19 protein-coding genes are annotated in these 20,080 nt (G+C 55.1%); 10 read left to right on the forward strand and 9 right to left on the reverse strand.

Annotated features, from left to right (window positions below; genetic code table 11):
• Positions 1-30: 30 nt before the first annotated feature.
• The 4 genes from gyrB to dnaA form a co-directional block, all read right to left on the reverse strand.
• A complete protein-coding gene (gene gyrB, locus AAIR21_RS11545; RefSeq protein WP_020882753.1) occupies positions 31-2,442 on the reverse strand; it encodes a DNA topoisomerase (ATP-hydrolyzing) subunit B in 2,412 nt (803 codons plus the stop codon).
• A gap of 28 nt (positions 2,443-2,470) precedes the next feature.
• On the reverse strand, positions 2,471-3,544 hold the full coding sequence (recF, locus tag AAIR21_RS11550) for a DNA replication/repair protein RecF (RefSeq protein WP_025202644.1): 1,074 nt from the start codon (positions 3,542-3,544) through the stop codon (positions 2,471-2,473).
• Between the two features lie 147 nt (positions 3,545-3,691).
• Positions 3,692-4,792, reverse strand: coding sequence for a DNA polymerase III subunit beta (dnaN, locus tag AAIR21_RS11555; protein ID WP_014167956.1), 1,101 nt, complete (start codon positions 4,790-4,792; stop codon positions 3,692-3,694).
• 4 nt (positions 4,793-4,796) lie between these two features.
• Complete coding sequence (gene dnaA, locus AAIR21_RS11560) at positions 4,797-6,194, reverse strand: chromosomal replication initiator protein DnaA (protein ID WP_020882755.1); 1,398 nt, start codon at positions 6,192-6,194, stop codon at positions 4,797-4,799.
• A gap of 600 nt (positions 6,195-6,794) precedes the next feature.
• Here dnaA and rpmH point away from each other — a divergent pair.
• The 9 genes from rpmH to AAIR21_RS11605 all read left to right on the forward strand — a co-directional run bounded on the left by rpmH (position 6,795) and on the right by AAIR21_RS11605 (position 14,314).
• Positions 6,795-6,935 (forward strand): 50S ribosomal protein L34, encoded by a 141-nt coding sequence (rpmH, locus tag AAIR21_RS11565; protein ID WP_000831330.1) that lies wholly within the window; start codon positions 6,795-6,797, stop codon positions 6,933-6,935.
• Between the two features lie 16 nt (positions 6,936-6,951).
• Positions 6,952-7,311: a ribonuclease P protein component gene (rnpA, locus tag AAIR21_RS11570; RefSeq protein WP_014172301.1), complete on the forward strand. Its 360-nt coding sequence runs from the start codon at positions 6,952-6,954 to the stop codon at positions 7,309-7,311.
• On the forward strand, positions 7,275-7,532 hold the full coding sequence (yidD, locus tag AAIR21_RS11575) for a membrane protein insertion efficiency factor YidD (protein WP_001307474.1): 258 nt from the start codon (positions 7,275-7,277) through the stop codon (positions 7,530-7,532). Before rnpA ends, yidD begins: the two co-directional genes overlap by 37 nt.
• Before the next feature lie 2 nt (positions 7,533-7,534).
• Positions 7,535-9,178, forward strand: a complete 1,644-nt coding sequence (gene yidC / locus AAIR21_RS11580; protein ID WP_014172300.1) for a membrane protein insertase YidC — start codon at positions 7,535-7,537, stop codon at positions 9,176-9,178.
• Between the two features lie 72 nt (positions 9,179-9,250).
• Positions 9,251-10,615 carry a tRNA uridine-5-carboxymethylaminomethyl(34) synthesis GTPase MnmE gene (gene mnmE / locus AAIR21_RS11585; protein ID WP_014172299.1) on the forward strand — a complete coding sequence of 455 codons (1,365 nt, stop codon included), beginning with the start codon at positions 9,251-9,253 and terminating at the stop codon, positions 10,613-10,615.
• 111 nt (positions 10,616-10,726) lie between these two features.
• Positions 10,727-11,902 (forward strand): MFS transporter, encoded by a 1,176-nt coding sequence (locus AAIR21_RS11590; RefSeq protein ID WP_020882757.1) that lies wholly within the window; start codon positions 10,727-10,729, stop codon positions 11,900-11,902.
• Positions 11,871-12,842, forward strand: a complete 972-nt coding sequence (gene yidZ, locus AAIR21_RS11595; protein WP_020882758.1) for an HTH-type transcriptional regulator YidZ — start codon at positions 11,871-11,873, stop codon at positions 12,840-12,842. The genes AAIR21_RS11590 and yidZ overlap by 32 nt, the downstream gene beginning before the upstream one ends.
• A 122-nt stretch (positions 12,843-12,964) precedes the next feature.
• A complete protein-coding gene (locus AAIR21_RS11600) occupies positions 12,965-13,711 on the forward strand; it encodes a 4'-phosphopantetheinyl transferase family protein (protein ID WP_014172296.1) in 747 nt (248 codons plus the stop codon).
• 36 nt (positions 13,712-13,747) lie between these two features.
• Entirely contained in the window at positions 13,748-14,314 is a 567-nt protein-coding gene (locus AAIR21_RS11605) for an NADPH-dependent FMN reductase (protein ID WP_020882759.1), read from the forward strand.
• Positions 14,315-14,401: 87 nt separating this feature from the next.
• Here the strand turns inward: AAIR21_RS11605 and AAIR21_RS11610 are convergent, their stop codons facing one another.
• Positions 14,402-15,739: an NCS2 family permease gene (locus AAIR21_RS11610; protein ID WP_138614807.1), complete on the reverse strand. Its 1,338-nt coding sequence runs from the start codon at positions 15,737-15,739 to the stop codon at positions 14,402-14,404.
• Positions 15,740-15,905: 166 nt separating this feature from the next.
• On the opposite strand from AAIR21_RS11610, the gene yieH reads away from it, so the two are divergent.
• The gene (gene yieH / locus AAIR21_RS11615; RefSeq protein ID WP_014172293.1) at positions 15,906-16,571 is read left to right on the forward strand and encodes a 6-phosphogluconate phosphatase; all 666 of its coding nucleotides are present in this window, start codon (positions 15,906-15,908) and stop codon (positions 16,569-16,571) included.
• A gap of 84 nt (positions 16,572-16,655) precedes the next feature.
• Here the strand turns inward: yieH and phoU are convergent, their stop codons facing one another.
• From phoU to pstC, 4 genes are read right to left on the reverse strand one after another with little or no spacing between them, the layout of a single operon-like run.
• Complete coding sequence (gene phoU, locus AAIR21_RS11620) at positions 16,656-17,381, reverse strand: phosphate signaling complex protein PhoU (RefSeq protein ID WP_008500182.1); 726 nt, start codon at positions 17,379-17,381, stop codon at positions 16,656-16,658.
• A gap of 14 nt (positions 17,382-17,395) precedes the next feature.
• Positions 17,396-18,169, reverse strand: coding sequence for a phosphate ABC transporter ATP-binding protein PstB (gene pstB / locus AAIR21_RS11625; RefSeq protein WP_014172291.1), 774 nt, complete (start codon positions 18,167-18,169; stop codon positions 17,396-17,398).
• Between the two features lie 47 nt (positions 18,170-18,216).
• A complete protein-coding gene (gene pstA, locus AAIR21_RS11630; RefSeq protein WP_014172289.1) occupies positions 18,217-19,107 on the reverse strand; it encodes a phosphate ABC transporter permease PstA in 891 nt (296 codons plus the stop codon).
• A complete protein-coding gene (gene pstC / locus AAIR21_RS11635) occupies positions 19,107-20,066 on the reverse strand; it encodes a phosphate ABC transporter permease PstC (RefSeq protein ID WP_014172288.1) in 960 nt (319 codons plus the stop codon). The genes pstA and pstC overlap by 1 nt, the downstream gene beginning before the upstream one ends.
• Between the last annotated feature and the right edge of the window lie 14 nt (positions 20,067-20,080).

Consider the following 20,080-nt stretch of genomic DNA (forward strand, 5'->3'; position numbering starts at 1 on the left):
CGCGGCCTCGGACTTGCGGTGTAACCACCCTTAGATATCGATATTCGCCGCTTTCAGGGCGTTCTCTTCAATAAAGGCACGACGTGGTTCAACCGCATCGCCCATCAGGGTTGTGAACAGCTGATCGGCTGCAATCGCGTCTTTAACGGTCACGCGCAGCATACGACGGCTTTCCGGATCCATGGTGGTTTCCCACAGCTGATCCGGGTTCATTTCACCCAGACCTTTATAACGCTGAATAGACAGACCACGACGGGACTCTTTCACCAGCCATTCCAGCGCCTGCTCGAAGCTTGCTACCGGCTGACGACGTTCACCACGTTCGATAAACGCATCGTCTTCGATAAGACCACGGAGCTTCTCACCCAGCGTACAGATACGGCGATATTCCGGACCGGTCACAAACTCGTGCTCCAGGGGGTAATCGGTATCAACGCCGTGAGTACGCACGCGCACAATCGGTTCGAACTGCTGCTGAGCGTTCTGCTGGACATCGAACTTCCACTGGCTGCCGTGCTGCTCTTTCTCGTTCAGCTCGGTTACCAGGGTGTTCACCCAGCGGGTAACAACCTGTTCATCGCTCAGATCGGCTTCCGTCAGGGTTGGCTGATAAATCAGCGCCTTCAGCAGCGATTTAGGATAACGACGCTCCATACGACCAATCATTTTCTGCGCCGCGTTAAACTCGGACACCAGACGCTCCAGCGGCTCACCGGCCAGTGCAGGAGCGTGAGAGTTCGCATGCAGGGTCGCACCATCAAGCGCGATCGCGATTTGGTACTGATCCATCGCTTCGTCGTCTTTGATGTACTGTTCCTGTTTGCCTTTCTTCACTTTGTACAGCGGTGGCTGTGCAATGTAGACGTGGCCACGTTCAACAATTTCTGGCATCTGACGATAGAAGAAGGTCAACAGCAGCGTACGGATGTGCGAGCCGTCGACGTCCGCATCGGTCATGATGATGATGCTGTGGTAGCGCAGTTTGTCCGGGTTGTACTCGTCACGGCCGATGCCGCAACCGAGCGCGGTGATCAGCGTTGCCACTTCCTGAGAAGAGAGCATCTTGTCGAAACGGGCCTTCTCCACGTTGAGGATTTTACCCTTCAGCGGCAGGATAGCCTGATTCTTACGGTTACGGCCCTGCTTCGCAGATCCGCCCGCGGAGTCCCCTTCCACGAGGTACAGTTCGGACAGCGCCGGGTCGCGTTCCTGGCAGTCAGCCAGTTTGCCTGGCAGGCCAGCTAAATCCAGCGCGCCTTTACGACGGGTCATTTCACGGGCTTTACGCGCCGCTTCACGGGCACGTGCCGCATCGATAATTTTGCCAACCACGATTTTCGCGTCTGACGGGTTTTCCAGCAGGTATTCGCTCAGCAGTTCGTTCATCTGCTGTTCAACCGCCGATTTCACCTCAGAAGAGACCAGCTTGTCTTTAGTCTGAGAGGAGAACTTCGGATCCGGTACCTTCACGGAGACAACCGCAATCAGGCCTTCACGGGCATCGTCACCGGTGGCGCTGACTTTCGCTTTTTTGCTGTAGCCTTCTTTGTCCATGTAGGCATTCAGGGTACGGGTCATCGCCGCACGGAAGCCCGCAAGGTGAGTACCGCCGTCACGCTGTGGAATGTTGTTGGTGAAGCAGTAGATGTTTTCCTGGAAACCATCGTTCCACTGCAGCGCCACTTCCACGCCAATACCGTCTTTTTCGGTAGAGAAGTAGAAGATATTCGGGTGAATGGGCGTTTTGTTCTTGTTCAGATACTCAACGAACGCCCGGATACCGCCTTCGTAGTGGAAGTGGTCTTCTCTGTTGTCGCGTTTGTCACGCAGACGAATCGAGACACCGGAGTTCAGGAACGACAGTTCACGCAGGCGTTTCGCCAGAATCTCATATTCGAACTCGGTAACGTTGGTGAACGTTTCAAGGCTCGGCCAGAAACGCACCATGGTACCGGTTTTGTCGGTGTCACCCGTAACAGCCAGCGGTGCCTGCGGCACGCCGTGCGTATACAGCTGACGGTGAATTTTGCCTTCGCGCTGGATAACCAGCTCCAGTTTCTGCGACAGGGCGTTAACCACGGACACACCTACACCGTGCAGACCGCCGGAAACTTTATAGGAGTTATCATCGAACTTACCGCCTGCGTGCAGAACGGTCATGATAACTTCCGCAGCCGATACGCCCTCTTCCGGGTGAATACCGGTTGGGATGCCACGACCGTCATCGGTGACGGAGACGGAGTTGTCCGCATGGATCGTGACCACGATGTCTTTACAGTGACCCGCGAGCGCTTCGTCGATAGCGTTATCTACCACCTCGAATACCATGTGGTGCAGACCGGTGCCGTCATCCGTGTCGCCGATATACATACCCGGGCGCTTACGCACCGCATCCAGCCCTTTCAGGACTTTGATACTGGAGGAGTCATAAGAATTCGACATCAACGTTTCTCGCTCATTTCAACTTGGGTTAATCCGTTATTTTACCCTTTTCCACGGTAAACATCTTCGAATTTTCGTCCGACATGTCTATAACGTGTTCAGCGCTAATCGCACTGACGAAAACCTGTGACTGCGTGGCTTTTAAGCGGCTGGCAAGCAGCCCGCGCCGCGCGTCGTCAAGTTCCGAGGCAAAATCATCTATCAGGTACAGGCAGCGTCGCCCGCTCTCGCGGGTCAAAAACTCTCCCTGCGCCAGGCGCAGCGCGCACATCAAAAGCTTGAGCTGCCCACGCGACAGCGTGTCTTCCACCGGCGCACCGTCGGCACGAATGCGGAAATCCGCCTTGTGCGGGCCATGTGCGGTGTAGGTCAGCATGCGGTCGCGCTCGAAATTTCTCTCTAACACTTCGGCATAATCTGTCTCTTTCTCCCAGCCGCGCTGGAAGGAGAAGGTGAGAGAGAATTCAGGTAAAAACTGTTTGCAGGTGTCGGCCATATCGTCGGCGATACCCGCGCTGTATTCGGCACGCCAGCAGCTGATTTGTTCCGCAAGGGGAATTAATTCCTTGTCCCACGGGCGCAGCTGGGCGTAGCGTGTCACCTGGCGCAGTGCAGCGTTACGCTGCTTAAGCAGGCGCTTCAGGTTGCTCCAGGCGTTAAAGAAACCGGCTTCGTTGTGAAAGCATCCCCAGTCAAGGAAGGCTCTTCTGTATTTGGGGCCGCCATTGAGTAAAGTAAACCCCTCCGGCGTAATAAGCTGCATTGGCATCAGTAGCGCGAGCTCAGCCACTTTGTGGCCGTCAGTACCGTCGATACGAACCTTGCTGTCGCCCTGCTTGTCTTTGGTCAGACCGATGGCCGTTTCACGCTCCTCGCCCTGCAAACGCCCGTGCAGAACAAAGGCTTCCTGTTCGTGGCGAATGACGCGGCCAATTTGCAGACTGCGAAACGCCCGTCCATGGCCGAGCGTGTAGATGGCCTCAAGCACGCTGGTTTTGCCGCTGCCGTTCGCGCCAACCAGGAAATTAAAGCCAGGGGATAAAGCGAGATCCGCGTTTTCGATATTGCGGAAATCTTTAATTAAAAGGCGCGTCAGTGACATATCTGGATTTCTTCGGGCCAGGGCGTAATCGGCTCAGCCCGTTTCAACGCGGACTGCACGCAGACCCTGGCGCGTACACGAAGTACGAGACAGGGACGAGCACAGCCCGGGTTGAAAAAGGCAAGTAAGATAGCCCGATAGCGTTCACTACAGCCTCATCGGCATGACAACGTAAGCCGCACTTTGGCTGGCCGCATCTTCAATCTGTACACTCGAAACGGAGTCGGTCAGCAGAATGCGAACGTTTTCGCATTTAAGCGCGTTCAGCACATCCAGCACATAACTGACGTTAAAGCCGATTTCCATCTCAGTCCCGGCATAGGTGACGTCCAGAATCTCTTCTGCCTCTTCCTGCTCCGGGTTGTTGGCGGTGATTTTGATCTGATTTTCGCTCACATACAGACGCACCCCGCGGAATTTCTCGTTAGAGAGAATCGCGGCGCGGGCAAAAGCCTGCTTGAGGCTGTCGCAACCTGCTTCCAGCGTTTTGTCCGGGTTCTTCGGCAATACGCGGCGATAATCCGGGAAACGACCGTCAACCAGCTTCGATGTGAAGACAAAATCACCCACATGAGCACGGATGTTATTGCTGCCGATCTGCACGCGCAGTGGCGTATCACCACCGTCGAGCATACGCATCAGCTCAATCACGCCTTTACGCGGTACGATCACCGAATGGTTTGGCAGCGAGTCGCCAATGGGCATGGAACAGACTGCCAGTCGGTGACCGTCGGTAGCCACGGTACGCAGCTCTTCACCTTCGGTTTCGAACAGCATGCCGTTTAAGTAGTAACGAACGTCCTGATGCGCCATTGAGAACTGCGTGGCTTCAATCAGACGCTTCATCGTTGCCTGCGGCAGGGTGAATTCAACTTCACTCTGCCAGTCGTCCAGGTTCGGGAAGTCCGCGGCTGGCAGCGTCGAGAGCGAGAAACGGCTGCGGCCAGAGCGCACCAGCATACGGTCGCCTTCCAGCTGCACGGCAATTTCAGCGCCTTCCGGCAGCCCGCGGCAGATATCAAAGAATTTACGTGCCGGAACAGTGGTCGCGCCCGCTTCATGCGGCTGAGACAGCGTAACGCGCGCGATCATTTCCATTTCCAGATCTGTGCCGGTCAGCGACAGCGTACCGTCCGCGACCTGAAGCAGCAGGTTTCCGAGAATTGGCAGCGTTGGGCGGCCACCTAATGGGCCACTCACCTGTTGCAGCGGTTTTAATAAATGTTCACGTTCAACGGTAAATTTCATAGCGTCACGATGATAATGTTCTGATTAAATTGGAAAAATCTTCTTTTATGTCGTGGCTTTCTTCGCGTAACTGCTCAATCTTACGACAAGCGTGCAGCACGGTCGTATGGTCACGGCCACCAAACGCATCGCCGATCTCCGGCAGACTGTGGTTGGTTAACTCCTTTGCCAGCGCCATCGCCATCTGACGCGGACGCGCCACCGAGCGGGAACGACGTTTAGACAGCAAATCTGCCACTTTGATTTTGTAGTACTCGGCCACCGTCTTTTGAATATTGTCGATAGTGACCAATTTTTCCTGCAGTGCCAGCAAATCGCGCAGCGCTTCACGCACAAAATCGATGGTGATCGCACGGCCGGTGAAGTTGGCATTGGCAATCACGCGGTTCAGTGCCCCTTCAAGCTCACGGACGTTGGAGCGCAGACGCTTGGCAATAAAGAACGCCACTTCACCCGGCAGGCGAATGTCGTTTTCATCGGCTTTCTTCATCAGGATCGCGACGCGGGTTTCCAGTTCCGGTGGCTCGATCGCCACGGTCAGGCCCCAGCCAAAACGGGATTTCAGACGATCTTCAACGCCGTTGATCTCTTTTGGATAACGATCCGACGTCAAAATGATCTGCTGATTACCTTCCAGCAGCGCATTAAAGGTGTGGAAAAACTCTTCCTGGGATCGTTCTTTATTGGCAAAGAACTGGATGTCATCGATAAGCAGTGCGTCAACAGAACGGTAGTAGCGTTTAAACTCTTCGATCGCATTGTTTTGCAGGGCTTTTACCATGTCCTGAACGAAGCGCTCGGAGTGCATATACACCACTTTCGCATTTGGCTTACGCGCCATAATGCCGTTGCCTACCGCATGCAGAAGGTGCGTTTTACCCAAACCCGTGCCGCCATAAAGGAACAGCGGGTTGTAGGCACCACCGGGGTTATCTGCAACCTGGCGTGCCGCCGCGCGCGCCAGCTGGTTCGATTTACCTTCAACGAAGTTATCGAACGTGTGTTTAACATTGACGTTAGAACGGTAGGTTTGCTCTGCCGGAGCAGGCACGTTGTCCCAGCCCGAACGGGTCGCCGGAAGGGCGCGCGGTGCCGGAGCGGGGGCTGCCTGAGCAGGTATTGCCACATTTACCGTTTCACGCACGGTCTGCGTGACCGGTTTTGTTCCCACTTCAAAGCGTAGCTGTGGCGCATCGGATCCGCAGAAATCATTCAGCAGTCCATTGATGTTATTAAGGTATTTATCCCTTACCCAATCGAGCACAAAACGGTTTGGCGCATACAAAGCCAGCGTGTTATCGCTCAGTTCCGCCTGCAAGGGGCGGATCCACATACTGAATTCTGTGGCTGGTAACTCATCCTGCAATCGGGCAAGACACTGCTGCCAAAGCGAAAGTGACACGGCGGACTCCACTCGAACAATAAAAGAAAACTATTGAATATTCATGATTGTTGGCGCACATCGACATGACCCTGTGCAAAAGGGTGATGTGCGAACCGCTATCTGCGGTTATACCCGGCCAGGATCGCTGGATCCCGATCGGGACCGCGGATCATAGCCTAAACTGAGCCAGAGATCTTCTGTTTCTCACAGATTCTTCCCGATTTATCCACAGGAAGATCGGAAACCGGGTAAGTGTAAACGATCCTGGGGCGAGTACCCTACGATTTAGCCCGCATATTGGAAAAATTAATGAGCACAGACAATTTCTTGCTTAAATGATCTAACGAAGATCCGGGACGATCCTTGCGCTTTGTTTGGGAGGCCGTATAATCCTCGACCCGGCGCGTGGTGCTCATCTTCCTGCGTCGTCCGTTGCTCATTTTCCACGCGAAAACGTGCGGAAATACGCGGGAAATAAGGAAAGAGAATTGACTCCGGAGTGTACAATTATTACAATCCGGCCTCTTTAATCACCCACGCTGAGGCGTTAGTCGTTCGAAACTCGTTCGGGTATACGCAAAAGTCAGTGAATTTATTCAAGTTTAGGTAGAAATCGCCATGAAACGCACTTTTCAACCGTCTGTACTGAAGCGCAACCGTTCTCACGGCTTCCGTGCTCGTATGGCTACTAAAAATGGTCGTCAGGTTCTGGCACGTCGTCGTGCTAAAGGCCGCGCTCGTCTGACCGTTTCCAAGTAATAAAGCTAACCCCTGAGTGGTTAAGCTAGCATTTCCCAGGGAGTTACGTTTGTTAACTCCCACTCATTTCACTTTCGTCTTCCAGCAGCCACAACGGGCTGGCACGCCGCAAATCACCATCCTCGGCCGCCTGAATTCGCTGGGGCATCCCCGCATCGGTCTTACTGTCGCCAAGAAAAACGTTAAGCGTGCGCATGAACGCAATCGGATTAAACGTCTGACGCGTGAAAGCTTCCGTTTACGTCAGCACGAACTGCCTTCAATGGATTTCGTGGTGGTGGCTAAAAAAGGGGTTGCCGACCTCGATAACCGTGCTCTCTCGGAAGCGTTGGAAAAATTATGGCGCCGCCATTGTCGCCTGGCTCGCGGGTCCTGATAGCCCTCATTCGGGTCTATCAACGCCTGATTAGTCCGCTACTCGGGCCGCACTGCCGTTTCACGCCAACATGCTCAAGCTACGGAATTGAGGCATTGCGCAGGTTTGGAGTGATAAAAGGCAGTTGGTTGACGGTGAAACGCGTATTAAAATGCCACCCTTTACACCCAGGTGGAGACGATCCCGTCCCGCCAGGACCCTTTGATACCAGAGAACACTAACGATGGATTCGCAACGCAATCTTCTTATCATCGCTTTGTTGTTCGTGTCTTTCATGATCTGGCAGGCATGGGAGCAGGATAAAAATCCTCAACCCCAGCAGCAGACCACGCAGACTACGACCACCGCAGCGGGTAGCGCCGCCGACCAGGGCGTACCGGCCAGTGGCCAGGGGAAACAGATTACGGTTAAGACCGATGTGCTTGAGCTGACTATCAACACCCGTGGTGGTGATGTTGAGCAGGCGCTGCTGTTGACCTACCCAAAAGAGCTGAAGTCTAACGAACCGTTCCAGTTACTGGAAACCACGCCTGAGTTTATCTACCAGGCCCAGAGCGGCCTGACCGGTCGTGATGGCCCGGATAACCCGGCTAACGGTGCGCGTCCACTGTACAACGTCGAGAAAGAGACCTTCGTACTGGCTGATGGTCAGAACGAAATCGCTATCCCGATGACCTACACCGACGCCGCGGGCAACACCTTCACCAAAACCTTCACCCTGAAACGCGGTGAATATGCGGTGAACGTGGGCTACAGCGTTCAGAACACCGGTGCGAAACCGCTGGAACTGTCGACCTTTGGTCAGCTGAAGCAGTCCATCAATCTGCCGTCTCACCGTGACACCGGAAGCAGCAACTTTGCGCTGCATACCTTCCGTGGCGCGGCGTACTCTACGCCTGATGCGAAGTACGAGAAATACAAATTCGACACCATTGCCGATAACGAAAACCTGAACGTCAGCGCTAAAGGCGGTTGGGTGGCAATGCTGCAGCAGTATTTCGCCACTGCGTGGGTGCCAACGAACGACGGTACTAACAACTTCTATACCGCGAACCTGGGTAACGGTCTTGCAGCCATTGGCTACAAATCTCAGCCGGTTCTGGTACAGCCGGGTCAAACCGGTAAGCTGGCAAGCACCCTGTGGGTCGGTCCGGAAATCCAGGACAAAATGGCTGCCGTTGCGCCGCACCTGGATCTGACCGTGGACTACGGCTGGTTGTGGTTCATCTCTCAGCCGCTGTTTAAGCTGCTGAAGTTCATCCACAGCTTCCTGGGTAACTGGGGCTTCTCCATCATTGTTATCACCTTCATCGTACGTGGCATCATGTACCCGCTGACTAAAGCGCAGTACACCTCCATGGCGAAGATGCGTATGCTGCAGCCGAAGATTCAGGCAATGCGTGAGCGTCTGGGCGATGACAAACAGCGTCAGAGCCAGGAGATGATGGCCCTGTATAAAGCAGAGAAAGTGAACCCACTGGGTGGTTGCTTCCCGCTGCTGATTCAGATGCCAATCTTCCTTGCGCTGTACTACATGCTGATGGGTTCCGTTGAGCTGCGCCACGCGCCGTTCGCCCTGTGGATCCATGACCTGTCTGCACAGGACCCGTACTACATCCTGCCGATCCTGATGGGCGTAACGATGTTCTTCATCCAGAAGATGTCGCCGACCACCGTGACCGACCCGATGCAGCAGAAGATCATGACCTTTATGCCGGTCATCTTCACCGTGTTCTTCCTGTGGTTCCCGTCAGGTCTGGTGCTGTACTATATCGTCAGCAACCTGGTGACCATTATCCAGCAGCAGCTGATTTACCGTGGTCTGGAAAAACGTGGCCTGCATAGCCGCGAAAAGAAAAAGTCCTGATTCGGTAAGTTAACGCTAAAATAAGGGCGGTCGATTGACCGCCTTTTTTATTTGTATTGAACGAGACCAACCATGAGCCATAACGACACTATCGTCGCCCAGGCAACCCCACCGGGACGCGGTGGTGTAGGCATTCTGCGTATCTCCGGCCTGAAGGCCCGCGAGGTCGCCGAAGCGGTGCTGGGTAAACTGCCAAAGCCGCGCTACGCTGATTATCTGCCGTTTAAAGACACTGACGGCACGCCGCTGGACCAGGGCATTGCGCTGTGGTTCCCGGGCCCGAACTCCTTTACCGGAGAAGACGTGCTGGAGCTGCAGGGCCACGGTGGCCCGGTCATCCTCGACCTGCTGTTAAAACGCATTCTGACGCTGCCGGGCCTGCGCATTGCAAAGCCAGGTGAGTTCTCCGAGCGTGCCTTCCTGAACGACAAGCTCGACCTCGCACAGGCAGAAGCAATTGCTGACCTGATCGACGCCAGCTCCGAGCAGGCAGCCCGCTCCGCACTGAACTCGCTTCAGGGCGCGTTCTCGGCGCGCGTGAATCATCTTGTGGAAGCACTTACTCACCTGCGCATCTATGTCGAAGCAGCTATCGATTTCCCGGATGAGGAGATCGACTTCCTCTCTGACGGTAAAATTGAAGCTCAGCTCAATAGCGTGATGGCCGATCTCGACGCGGTGCGTGCCGAAGCACGTCAGGGTAGCCTGCTGCGCGAGGGGATGAAGGTCGTGATTGCGGGCCGCCCTAACGCCGGTAAATCGAGCCTGCTCAACGCCCTGGCGGGCCGTGAAGCGGCGATCGTCACCGACATCGCCGGTACCACCCGCGACGTGCTGCGTGAGCATATTCATATCGACGGTATGCCGCTGCACATCATCGACACGGCAGGTCTTCGCGACGCCAGTGACGAAGTAGAGCGCATCGGTATCGAACGCGCCTGGCAGGAGATTGAGCAGGCTGACCGCGTGCTGTTTATGGTGGACGGTACCACGACCGATGCCGTTGATCCGGCGGACATCTGGCCCGACTTTATTGCCCGCCTGCCGGCAAAACTGCCGATCACCGTGGTGCGTAACAAAGCGGATGTGACCGGCGAAACGCTGGGTATTAGTGAAGTGAATGGCCACTCACTTATTCGCCTGTCGGCCCGTACCGGTGAAGGCGTTGACGACCTGCGCAACCATCTCAAACAGAGCATGGGCTTTGATACCAGTATGGAAGGCGGCTTCCTTGCGCGCCGTCGTCACCTTCAGGCGCTGGAAGACGCGGCACGCCACCTCGATCAGGGGAAAGCACAGCTGCTTGGCGCATGGGCGGGTGAACTGCTGGCGGAAGAGCTGCGTCTGGCGCAGCAAAATCTGAGTGAGATAACCGGCGAATTTACCTCGGACGATCTGCTGGGACGGATTTTCTCGAGCTTCTGTATCGGCAAGTAATTACCGCTGATGAAGGGTGATTTCCTCCCGGGAAATCACCTTTGTCCAAATGGCAACTCGCCTAATCCCTTTTATCCCCCTATTCTGCTTGCCTGCATCTATGGGGGGTTTATGGCTCGTTTTCTGTTTTGTAGTTTTGCGCTGGTTCTGCTCTATCCATCGGGTATTGATATGTATCTGGTGGGGCTGCCGCACATTGCCCGCGATCTGGGTGCCAGCGAGGCGCAGCTGCATATTGCGTTTTCGGCCTATCTCGCAGGGATGGCATCATCGATGGTATTTGCCGGGAAAATCGCAGACAAAGCGGGTCGTCAGCCCGTGGCCATTACCTGTGCCATCATCTTCGCGCTGGCGTCAATGCTCTGCTCCCTGGCCCAGGACAGTACTCTGTTCCTGACAGGACGCTTTATCCAGGGGATAGGTGCCGGTGGCTGTTATGTAGTGGCCTTCGCCATCCTGCGCGATACCTTAAGCGCTCAGCGCCGTGCCAAAGTGCTTTCCATGCTCAACGGTATTACCTGCATCATTCCGGTGATGGCGCCGGTGGTGGGCTATCTGATCATGCTGAAATTCCCATGGCAGAGCCTGTTCTGGACGATGGCGGCCATGGGTGCGCTGGTCTTTATCCTCTCGATCACGGTGTTGAAAGAGACCCATCCAGGCTCGCAAAACGCAGGCCATACGGCAACCCTTCATCCGGCCGAGACGCTGCTAAACCGCTTTTTCCTGAGTCGCCTGGCCATTACCACACTGAGCGTGGCGGTGATCCTGACGTATGTAAACGTTTCCCCGGTGTTGCTGATGGAGACCATGGGGTTTGATCGCGGTGAGTATTCCACCGTGATGGCACTCACCGCGATGGTCAGTATGGCCGTCTCGTTCTCGACGCCGTTCGCACTGAATATCTTCCGTCAGCGCACGCTCATGCTAACCTCTCAGGTGCTGTTCCTCGCTGCGGGGGGGATTCTGGCGACCACCAGCACACACGCGCTGATGCTGGTAGGGATTACGCTGATTTGCGCCGGCTTCTCTGTCGGCTTTGGCGTGGCGATGAGTCAGGCACTTGGCCCGTTCTCGCTGCGCGCGGGTGTGGCAAGCTCGGTGCTGGGTATTGCACAGGTCTGCGGTTCGTCGCTGTGGATATGGCTGGCGGCGGTCATCGGCCTTAATGCGCTCAATATGCTGATCGGGATTCTGATTGGTTGTAGCATGCTCTGCATCACCTTACTTATGGTCATCCAGCCCGCGGCCCATTATGAAGAAGCCAATCAGCAGTCTCGATCTTAACCTGTTGTTGTGCCTGCAGCTTTTGCTGCAGGAGCGCAGCGTAACCAAAGCCGCGAAACGGATGAACGTGACCCCGTCCGCGGTAAGTAAATCGCTGGCGAAACTGCGCGACTGGTTTGACGATCCGCTGTTTGTGAAAACACCGTTAGGCCTGCTGCCGACACCGCTGACGATGAGTCTGGAGCAGGATCTGGCCGACTGGATGCAGATTGGCAATCAGATCCTCGATAAATTCCATCATGACTCCCCGGGCGGGCTGACGTTCGTGCTGGCCGCGGAAACGCCTCTGATGCTGATCCGCTTTAATGCCCTGCTCGAGCAGGTCAATCAGCGCTATCCACAGGCCACGGTAAAGATGCGCCACTGGGATTACGACTCGGTGGATGCCATTACGCGCGGAGAAGTCGATCTTGGCTTCACGGGCCGTGAAACGCATCCGCGCTCCCGCGAGCTGTTGAAGCTCATGCCGTGGTTTATCGACTACGAAATTCTGTTCAGCGACCGTCCCTGCGTCTATTTGCGCGAAGATCATCCGGCTCTTCAGGAAGAGTGGAACCTGGAGACTTTCCTGCGCTATCCGCATATCAGCATCTTCTGGGAGCGCAGCGACACCTGGGCGCTTGATGAGGTGCTCAGAGAGATGGGACGTGAGCGTAATATCGCCATGAGCCTGCCCGGTTTCGAACAGTCGATGTTTATGGCGGCGCAGCCCGGCCATAACTACATCGCCACGGCGCCACACTACTGCCATCACTATAATCAACTCCACCAGCGTAAGCTGATCGCCCTGCCCATTCCCATTGATGAAGCCCTGGCTGAAAAACTGACCGTTCCTTTCACGCTGATCTGGCATAAACGAAACAGCCATAATCCGAAAATCCTCTGGCTCCGTGAGACAATCAAAGCGCTATATGCCGCTCCAGCGCTTATTTTTGCCTAAGAAAATGTAAAGTTGGGTCCTCAGGCTTCTCTTACTCCCATTTACTGATTAAAACAGAAGGCAAGTTAAGCGATAATCATGTAACCGTTTAACCGAATACGACCATTATCAAGGAGCGAAAAATGGCAACGCACTTTGCAAGAGGGATACTGACAGAGGGACATCTCGTATCGGCCAGAATTTCATCCGCGTGTCACCAGGAAGCACGTAAACTGCCGGAGCATCGCCGGACGCGGTTTTTGGCATCCCGCGCGCTTCTCGCTGAGCTGATGTTCATGCTGTACGGCACCAGTGAACTGCCGGATATCCTCACCCAACCTGAAGGCCGCCCGGTCTTTGCCGACCCGGAGCTGCCGCGTTTCTCCATTGCCTATACGGGCAATATCATTGGCGTCGCGCTCACCACTGAAGGGGATTGCGGCCTGGACATGGAGCTTCAGCACGCAACCCGCGGCTTCCACGGCGCGAACCCGCACGATGACTACCCGCTTTCCAGTAATGAAAAGCTGTGGGTGCGTAACCAGAACGATCCCATCGAGGCCAGAGCTCAGCTCATTACCTTACGCCAGAGCATTCGAAAGCTCTGTGGCTGTGCATCAGACGACGCCAGCCTGCTGCAATTGCTTCCAGGCTCCGGACGCCTGCGTTCCGCTAAAGCCACGCTGGTAGAGGCGCTCAGCGATGCTGAAGACGTACTGATTTGGTCCATCGCGGTGACTCCCGCCATCGAACGATTGAAAATCTGGGAATTTGACAGTCAACACGGATGGAGTAGCCTTCCGGATGTGCCCGAGCGAGCCAACGAACCCGCCGCGCGCCTGATGAGATTAACCAGTTTACCGGCAGAAAAAGCATATACCCTTAGCTGATCCATTCAGGGTCATCATGATGAAACAGGAGTAATCATGTCTGATACGTTGAAAGTTGTTACGTTACTGGGAAGCCTGCGCAAAGGTTCATTTAACGGGATGGTTGCCCGCACGCTGCCTCAGCTGGCACCGGCAGGTATGGACATTAGCGCCCTGCCATCGATTGGTGACATTCCGCTTTACGACGCGGATGTGCAGCAGGAAGAAGGGTTTCCACAGAGCGTAGAAGCGCTTGCAGAGCAGATCCGCCAGGCCGACGGCGTGGTGATTGTTACGCCTGAATATAACTACTCCGTCCCGGGTGGCCTGAAGAACGCCATTGACTGGTTATCCCGTCTCCCGGAGCAGCCGCTGTCGGGTAAACCGGTGCTGATCCAGACCAGCTCTATGGGCGCGATTGGCGGGGCACGCTGCCAGTACCATCTGCGTCAGATCCTGGTCTTCCTGGATGCGATGGTAATGAACAAACCGGAATTTATGGGGGGCGTGATTCAGAACAAGGTCGACCCGCAGACGGGTGAAGTGGTGGATCAAAGTACGCGTGACCATCTTTCTGGCCAGCTCACCGCGTTTGGTGATTATATTAAGCGAGTGAAAGCTTAAACGTAGCCTGACCCCCTCACTCTGGCCCTCTCCCACAGGGAGAGGGCGCAAACACAAAAGCCCTTTTCGTCGAAAAGGGCTTTCTGTTTATTTGGCATCAATAAAAACAATCTTCAGCACAAACAGCAGCGCCACAATGATGACGCACGGGCTGAGGTCGCGGAAGCGACCGGTACCAATCTTCATGACGCAGTAGGAGATAAAGCCCAGCGCGATACCTTCAGTGATCGAGAAGCTAAACGGCATCATCACCGCGGTAATAAACGCAGGCACCGCTTCGGTTAAATCATCCCACTTCACACGCGACAGGCTGGAGGTCATTAACACCCCCACGTAGATCAGCGCGCCGGCTGCTGCATACGGAGGCACCATGCCCGCCAGCGGCGACAGGAAGATCACCAGCAGGAACAGGATACCCACCACAACCGCCGTCAGACCGGTACGGCCACCCACAGAGACACCTGAAGAGGATTCAATGTAAGCGGTAACAGACGATGTACCGATAAACGCGCCGGTGACAGAGGAGACACTGTCAACGAACAGCGCCTGCTTCATGCGCGGGAATTTCCCATTCTCATCCGCCAGGCCGGCTTTGTCGGTCACGCCAATCAGCGTACCGGAGGAGTCAAACAGGTTAACCAGCATGAAGGAGAAAATCACGCCCGCCAGACCCAGGTTCAGGGAGCCAGCCAGATCGACGTGCCCAATGACGGTAGACACGCTCGGTGGCGCGGAGACAATCCCTTTGTACTGCACATCGCCCAGCATCCAGCCCAGCAGCGTGGTGACCACGATGGAAACCAGCACGGCCGCATGAATATTGCGCGAAGCCAGGATAGCGATGATAAAGAAGCCCAGCACGCCCAGCAGCACGTTGTGCGAGGTCAGGTGACCGATGCTCACCAGCGTGTCCGGGTTAGCCACGATAACGCCTGCGTTTTTCAGACCCATCATGCCGATAAACAGACCAATACCGCTGGTAATGCCCACGCGCAGGCTCACCGGAATATTGGCTATCATCCAGTAACGTACGCGGAAAATGGTCAGCAACAGCAGGCCAACCGCGCCCCAGAAGATAGCGCCCATGCCGACCTGCCATGGCAGACCCATCGCCTGGACGACCACGAACGCGAAGAAAGCGTTCAGACCCATTGCCGGGGCCAGCGCCACGGGCAGGTTAGCGAACACACCCATCAGGATACTGCCCAGCGCAGCGATCAGACAGGTGGTCACGAAGACGGCGCTGGTGTCCATGCCAGCAACGCCCAAAATTTGTGGGTTAACAAAAACGATATAGACCATCGTCAGGAAGGTGGTGAAACCGGCGATCACTTCGGTGCGTGCCGTTGTGCCGTGCTCACGCAGTTTAAACACGCGCTCAAGCAGACCCTGACCAGATGTCTGGGTAGTGTGTTGTTGACTCATCATCAATTTCCGAACAAGGAGGGAAAATTCGTCGCTATCCTATACCAAAATGCGACAATAGTGGCGGTTACGAGAGACATTTTTTCATTGATTTTGCTTATACGGCAACGATTGCGTCTCATTAAACTGCCGTACGTAAACGTTAAACTTGTAAAAAGGGAAAGGCATGTCCGGAATTGAAGCGGTATTTTTCGACTGCGACGGTACGCTGGTCGACAGTGAGGTCATTTGTTCCCGCGCGTATGTGACCATGTTCAGGGAATTTGGCATTACGCTGGATCTCGAAGAGGTGTTTAAACGCTTTAAAGGCGTGAAGCTCTACGAGATCATCGACATCATTAACGAAGAGCACGGTGTGGATCTGGCGAAAGCAGATCTGGAGCCGGTCTACCGCGCCGAGGTCGCACGCCTCTTCGACTCCGAGCTGGAGGTCATTGCCGGGGCGAATGCGCTTCTGGATGCGATGACGGTGCCCATCTGCGTGGTCTCGAACGGTCCGGTCAGCAAAATGCAGCACTCGCTGGGTAAGCTTGAAATGTTGCACCACTTCCCGGAAAAACTGTTCAGCGGCTACGATATCCAGCGCTGGAAGCCAGACCCGGCGTTGATGTTCCATGCAGCAAAAGCGATGAACGTTAACGTGGCGAACTGCATTCTGGTGGATGACTCTTCTGCGGGAGCGCAGTCGGGGATTGATGCGGGTATGGAGGTGTTTTACTTCTGCGCCGATCCGCACAACAAACCGATCGATCATCCAAAAGTGACGACCTTCACCGATCTGGCGCAGCTGCCAGAATTGTGGAAGGCTCGCGGGTGGAATATTACTCGCTAAAAAAAGCCGGATAGCGCTGACGCTTATCCGGCCTATAAGGCTCGCAGGCCCGGTAAGCGCAGCAGCACCGGGCATGTTAGCGCATCACTCTTTCGGATCTTTACCCGCCAGCAGCTTGTCCAGCTCATCGCCGCCAACGTGACGGAAATCCTGTCCTTTCACGAAGTAGAAGATGTATTCGCAAATGTTCTGGCAACGGTCACCGATACGCTCGATTGAGCGCGCGCAGAACAGCGCGGTCAGGACGCTTGGGATCGTACGGGAGTCTTCCATCATGTAGGTCATCAGCTGACGCACGATGCCTTCATACTCCTGGTCGACCTTCTTGTCTTCACGGTAGATACGTACCGCTTCGTCCAGATCCATTCGCGCAAAGGCATCCAGTACGTCATGCAGCATCTGCACGGTATGACGACCCAGCGACTCGAGGCTCACCAGCAGTGGCTGGTGCTGCTGAGAGAATTTCTCCAGCGCGGTGCGGCAGATTTTATCTGCAACGTCACCAATACGCTCCAGCTCGGCGATGGTTTTGATGATCGCCATAACCAGACGCAGGTCGCTCGCCGTTGGCTGACGCTTGGCGATAATACGCACGCAGGCTTCATCAATGGCGACTTCCATCATATTGACGTTTTTATCACCTTCGATAACGCGCTTTGCCAGCTCGCTGTCCTGGTTGTGCATCGCGGTAATGGCATCGGAAAGCTGCTGCTCAACCATGCCACCCATGGTCATCACCTGAGTGCGAATACTTTCCAGCTCTGCGTTGAACTGGCCTGAAATGTGTTTGTTAAGATTGAGATTGTCCATAGCGCGCTCCTGAATCAACCGTAACGACCGGTGATATAGTCTTCTGTTTGCTTTTTAGCGGGCTTGGTGAACAGATCGTCCGTATTACTGAACTCAATCAACTCGCCCAGGTACATAAACGCCGTGTAATCGGAACAACGCGCAGCCTGCTGCATGTTGTGGGTCACGATAACCACGGTGTAATCCTGCTTCAGCTCGGTGATCAACTCTTCAATACGGCCGGTTGAGATCGGGTCCAGAGCTGAACACGGCTCATCCAGCAACAACACTTCCGGGCGAATGGCGATACCACGCGCAATGCACAGACGCTGCTGCTGACCACCGGAGAGAGAGTAACCGCTCTGGTGCAACTTATCTTTGGTTTCGTTCCATAATGCGGCCTTGGTCAAAGCCCACTGAACGCGCTCATCCATATCCGTACGGGAGAGCTTTTCAAACAGACGTACGCCAAAGGCGATGTTGTCATAGATGGACATCGGGAACGGCGTCGGTTTCTGGAACACCATCCCGACTTTCGCACGCAGCAGGGCGATATCCTGGCTGTTGGTCAGAATGTTATCGCCGTCCAGGATGATTTCACCTTCGGCACGCTGCTCCGGATAGAGCGAATACATTTTGTTAAAGGTACGCAGCAGCGTGGATTTACCACAGCCAGACGGACCGATAAATGCCGTGACCTGGTTCCTGGCGATATCCAGGTTGATGTTCTTCAGGGCATGGAATTTGCCGTAGTAGAAGTTCAAATCACGAACCTGAATCTTACCCGGGGCAGTATCAACCATACTCATTGACTCATTTCCTCATTCGGCGCCGCGATCTGCCGCGCCGTAAAAATTTAACCGTGTTTCTGCTTCGCGAAAATGACGCGCGCCAGAATGTTCAGCAACAGTACGCAAAGGGTAATGATCAGCACCCCGGCCCAGGCCAGCTGCTGCCATTCCGCGAATGGGCTCATCGCAAATTTAAAAATCGTCACCGGCAGGTTGGCGATCGGCTGCATCATGTCCGTACTCCAGAACTGGTTGGAGAGGGCAGTAAACAGCAGCGGCGCCGTTTCGCCTGCAATACGGGCAATGGCCAGCAGGATACCGGTCATGATCCCGGAGACGGAGGCTTTCAGCGTAATCGCGGAGATCATTTTCCACTTCGGCGTGCCCAGCGCGTAAGCCGCTTCACGCAGGCTATCCGGCACCAGTTTCAGCATGTTCTCGGTGGTACGAATGACGATAGGTACTTGCAGCAGCGCCAGCGCAATCACACCTGCCCAGCCGGAGAAGTGTTCCATCTGCGCCACCACAATGGTGTAAACAAACAGACCGACCACGATAGACGGCGCAGACAGCAGGATGTCGTTAATGAAACGAATCACCTCTGCCAGCCAGGATTTACGCCCGTACTCCGCCAGATAAATCCCCGCCATAATGCCAAGCGGTGTACCAACTACCGTCGCCCAGAGGATCAGCAAACCGCTTCCCGCCAGGGCATTCGCCAGGCCGCCGCCCGCCGTATTTGGCGGCGGCGTCATCTCGGTGAACAGTGACAGCGACATCCCGTCGATGCCGCGTACAACGGTCGAGAACAGGATCCAGACCAGCCAGAACAGACCGAACGCCATCGTTGCCATTGAGAGCGTCAACGCAACGCGGTTTTTGAAACGACGCTTCGCCTGCATTTTGCGACGGGATTCCGCCAGCGCAGTGGTGCTTTGCATTTCGAGAGTTGCCATTAGCGTGCCCCCTCATTTTTTGCGAGACGCAGGATCATCAGCTTGGAAATCGCCAGCACAATGAAGGTAATCACAAACAGGATCAGGCCCAGTTCCATCAGCGCCGCGACGTGCAGCCCGGATTCCGCTTCGGCAAATTCATTCGCCAGTGCGGAAGTAATACTGTTACCCGGCATGTAGAGGGAGGCGCTGTCGAGCTGGTAGGTGTTACCGATAATAAAGGTCACCGCCATGGTTTCACCCAAAGCACGGCCTAACCCCAGCATGACGCCGCCAATCACCCCATTTTTGGTGAACGGAAGGACGATGCGCCAGATAACTTCCCAGGTGGTGCAGCCGATGCCGTAGGCCGACTCTTTCATCATCACCGGCGTTTGTTCGAAGACATCGCGCATTACCGCCGCAATGTACGGAATAATCATAATGGCGAGGATCACCCCCGCAGCCAGAATACCGATACCGAAAGCCGGGCCAGAGAACAGGGTGCCGACAAACGGAATGGCGGAGAGAACATTACCCACCGGTTCCTGGAAGTACGTTGCGAACAGGGGAGCAAAGATAAACAGGCCCCACATGCCGTACACGATACTTGGAATAGCGGCCAGCAGTTCAATGGCGATACCCAGTGGACGACGCAACCAGCCCGGCGCCAGTTCCGTCAGGAACAGGGCAATACCAAAGCTCACCGGCACCGCAATCAGCAGGGCGATAAACGACGTCACCAGCGTGCCGTAAATCGGCACCAGCGCACCGTAGATATCGTTCGGCGCATCCCACTCTTTGGTCCACAGGAAGGAGAAACCGAATTTCTGGATGCTCGGCCAGGAGGAGAAAATCAGGGACACGATAATGCCGCCCAGCAGCAATAGCACAATCAGCGCAGCCAGTTTGACCAGCGCGCTGAAAATCATGTCACCTTTTTTACCCGGAGGGTTAAATGCAGGCTTTGTTGCAGCCATAAATCACTCTTCTG

Origin of the sequence: Enterobacter sp. PTB (assembly GCF_051130085.1) — a bacterium.
Classification (GTDB): domain Bacteria; phylum Pseudomonadota; class Gammaproteobacteria; order Enterobacterales; family Enterobacteriaceae; genus Enterobacter; species Enterobacter ludwigii.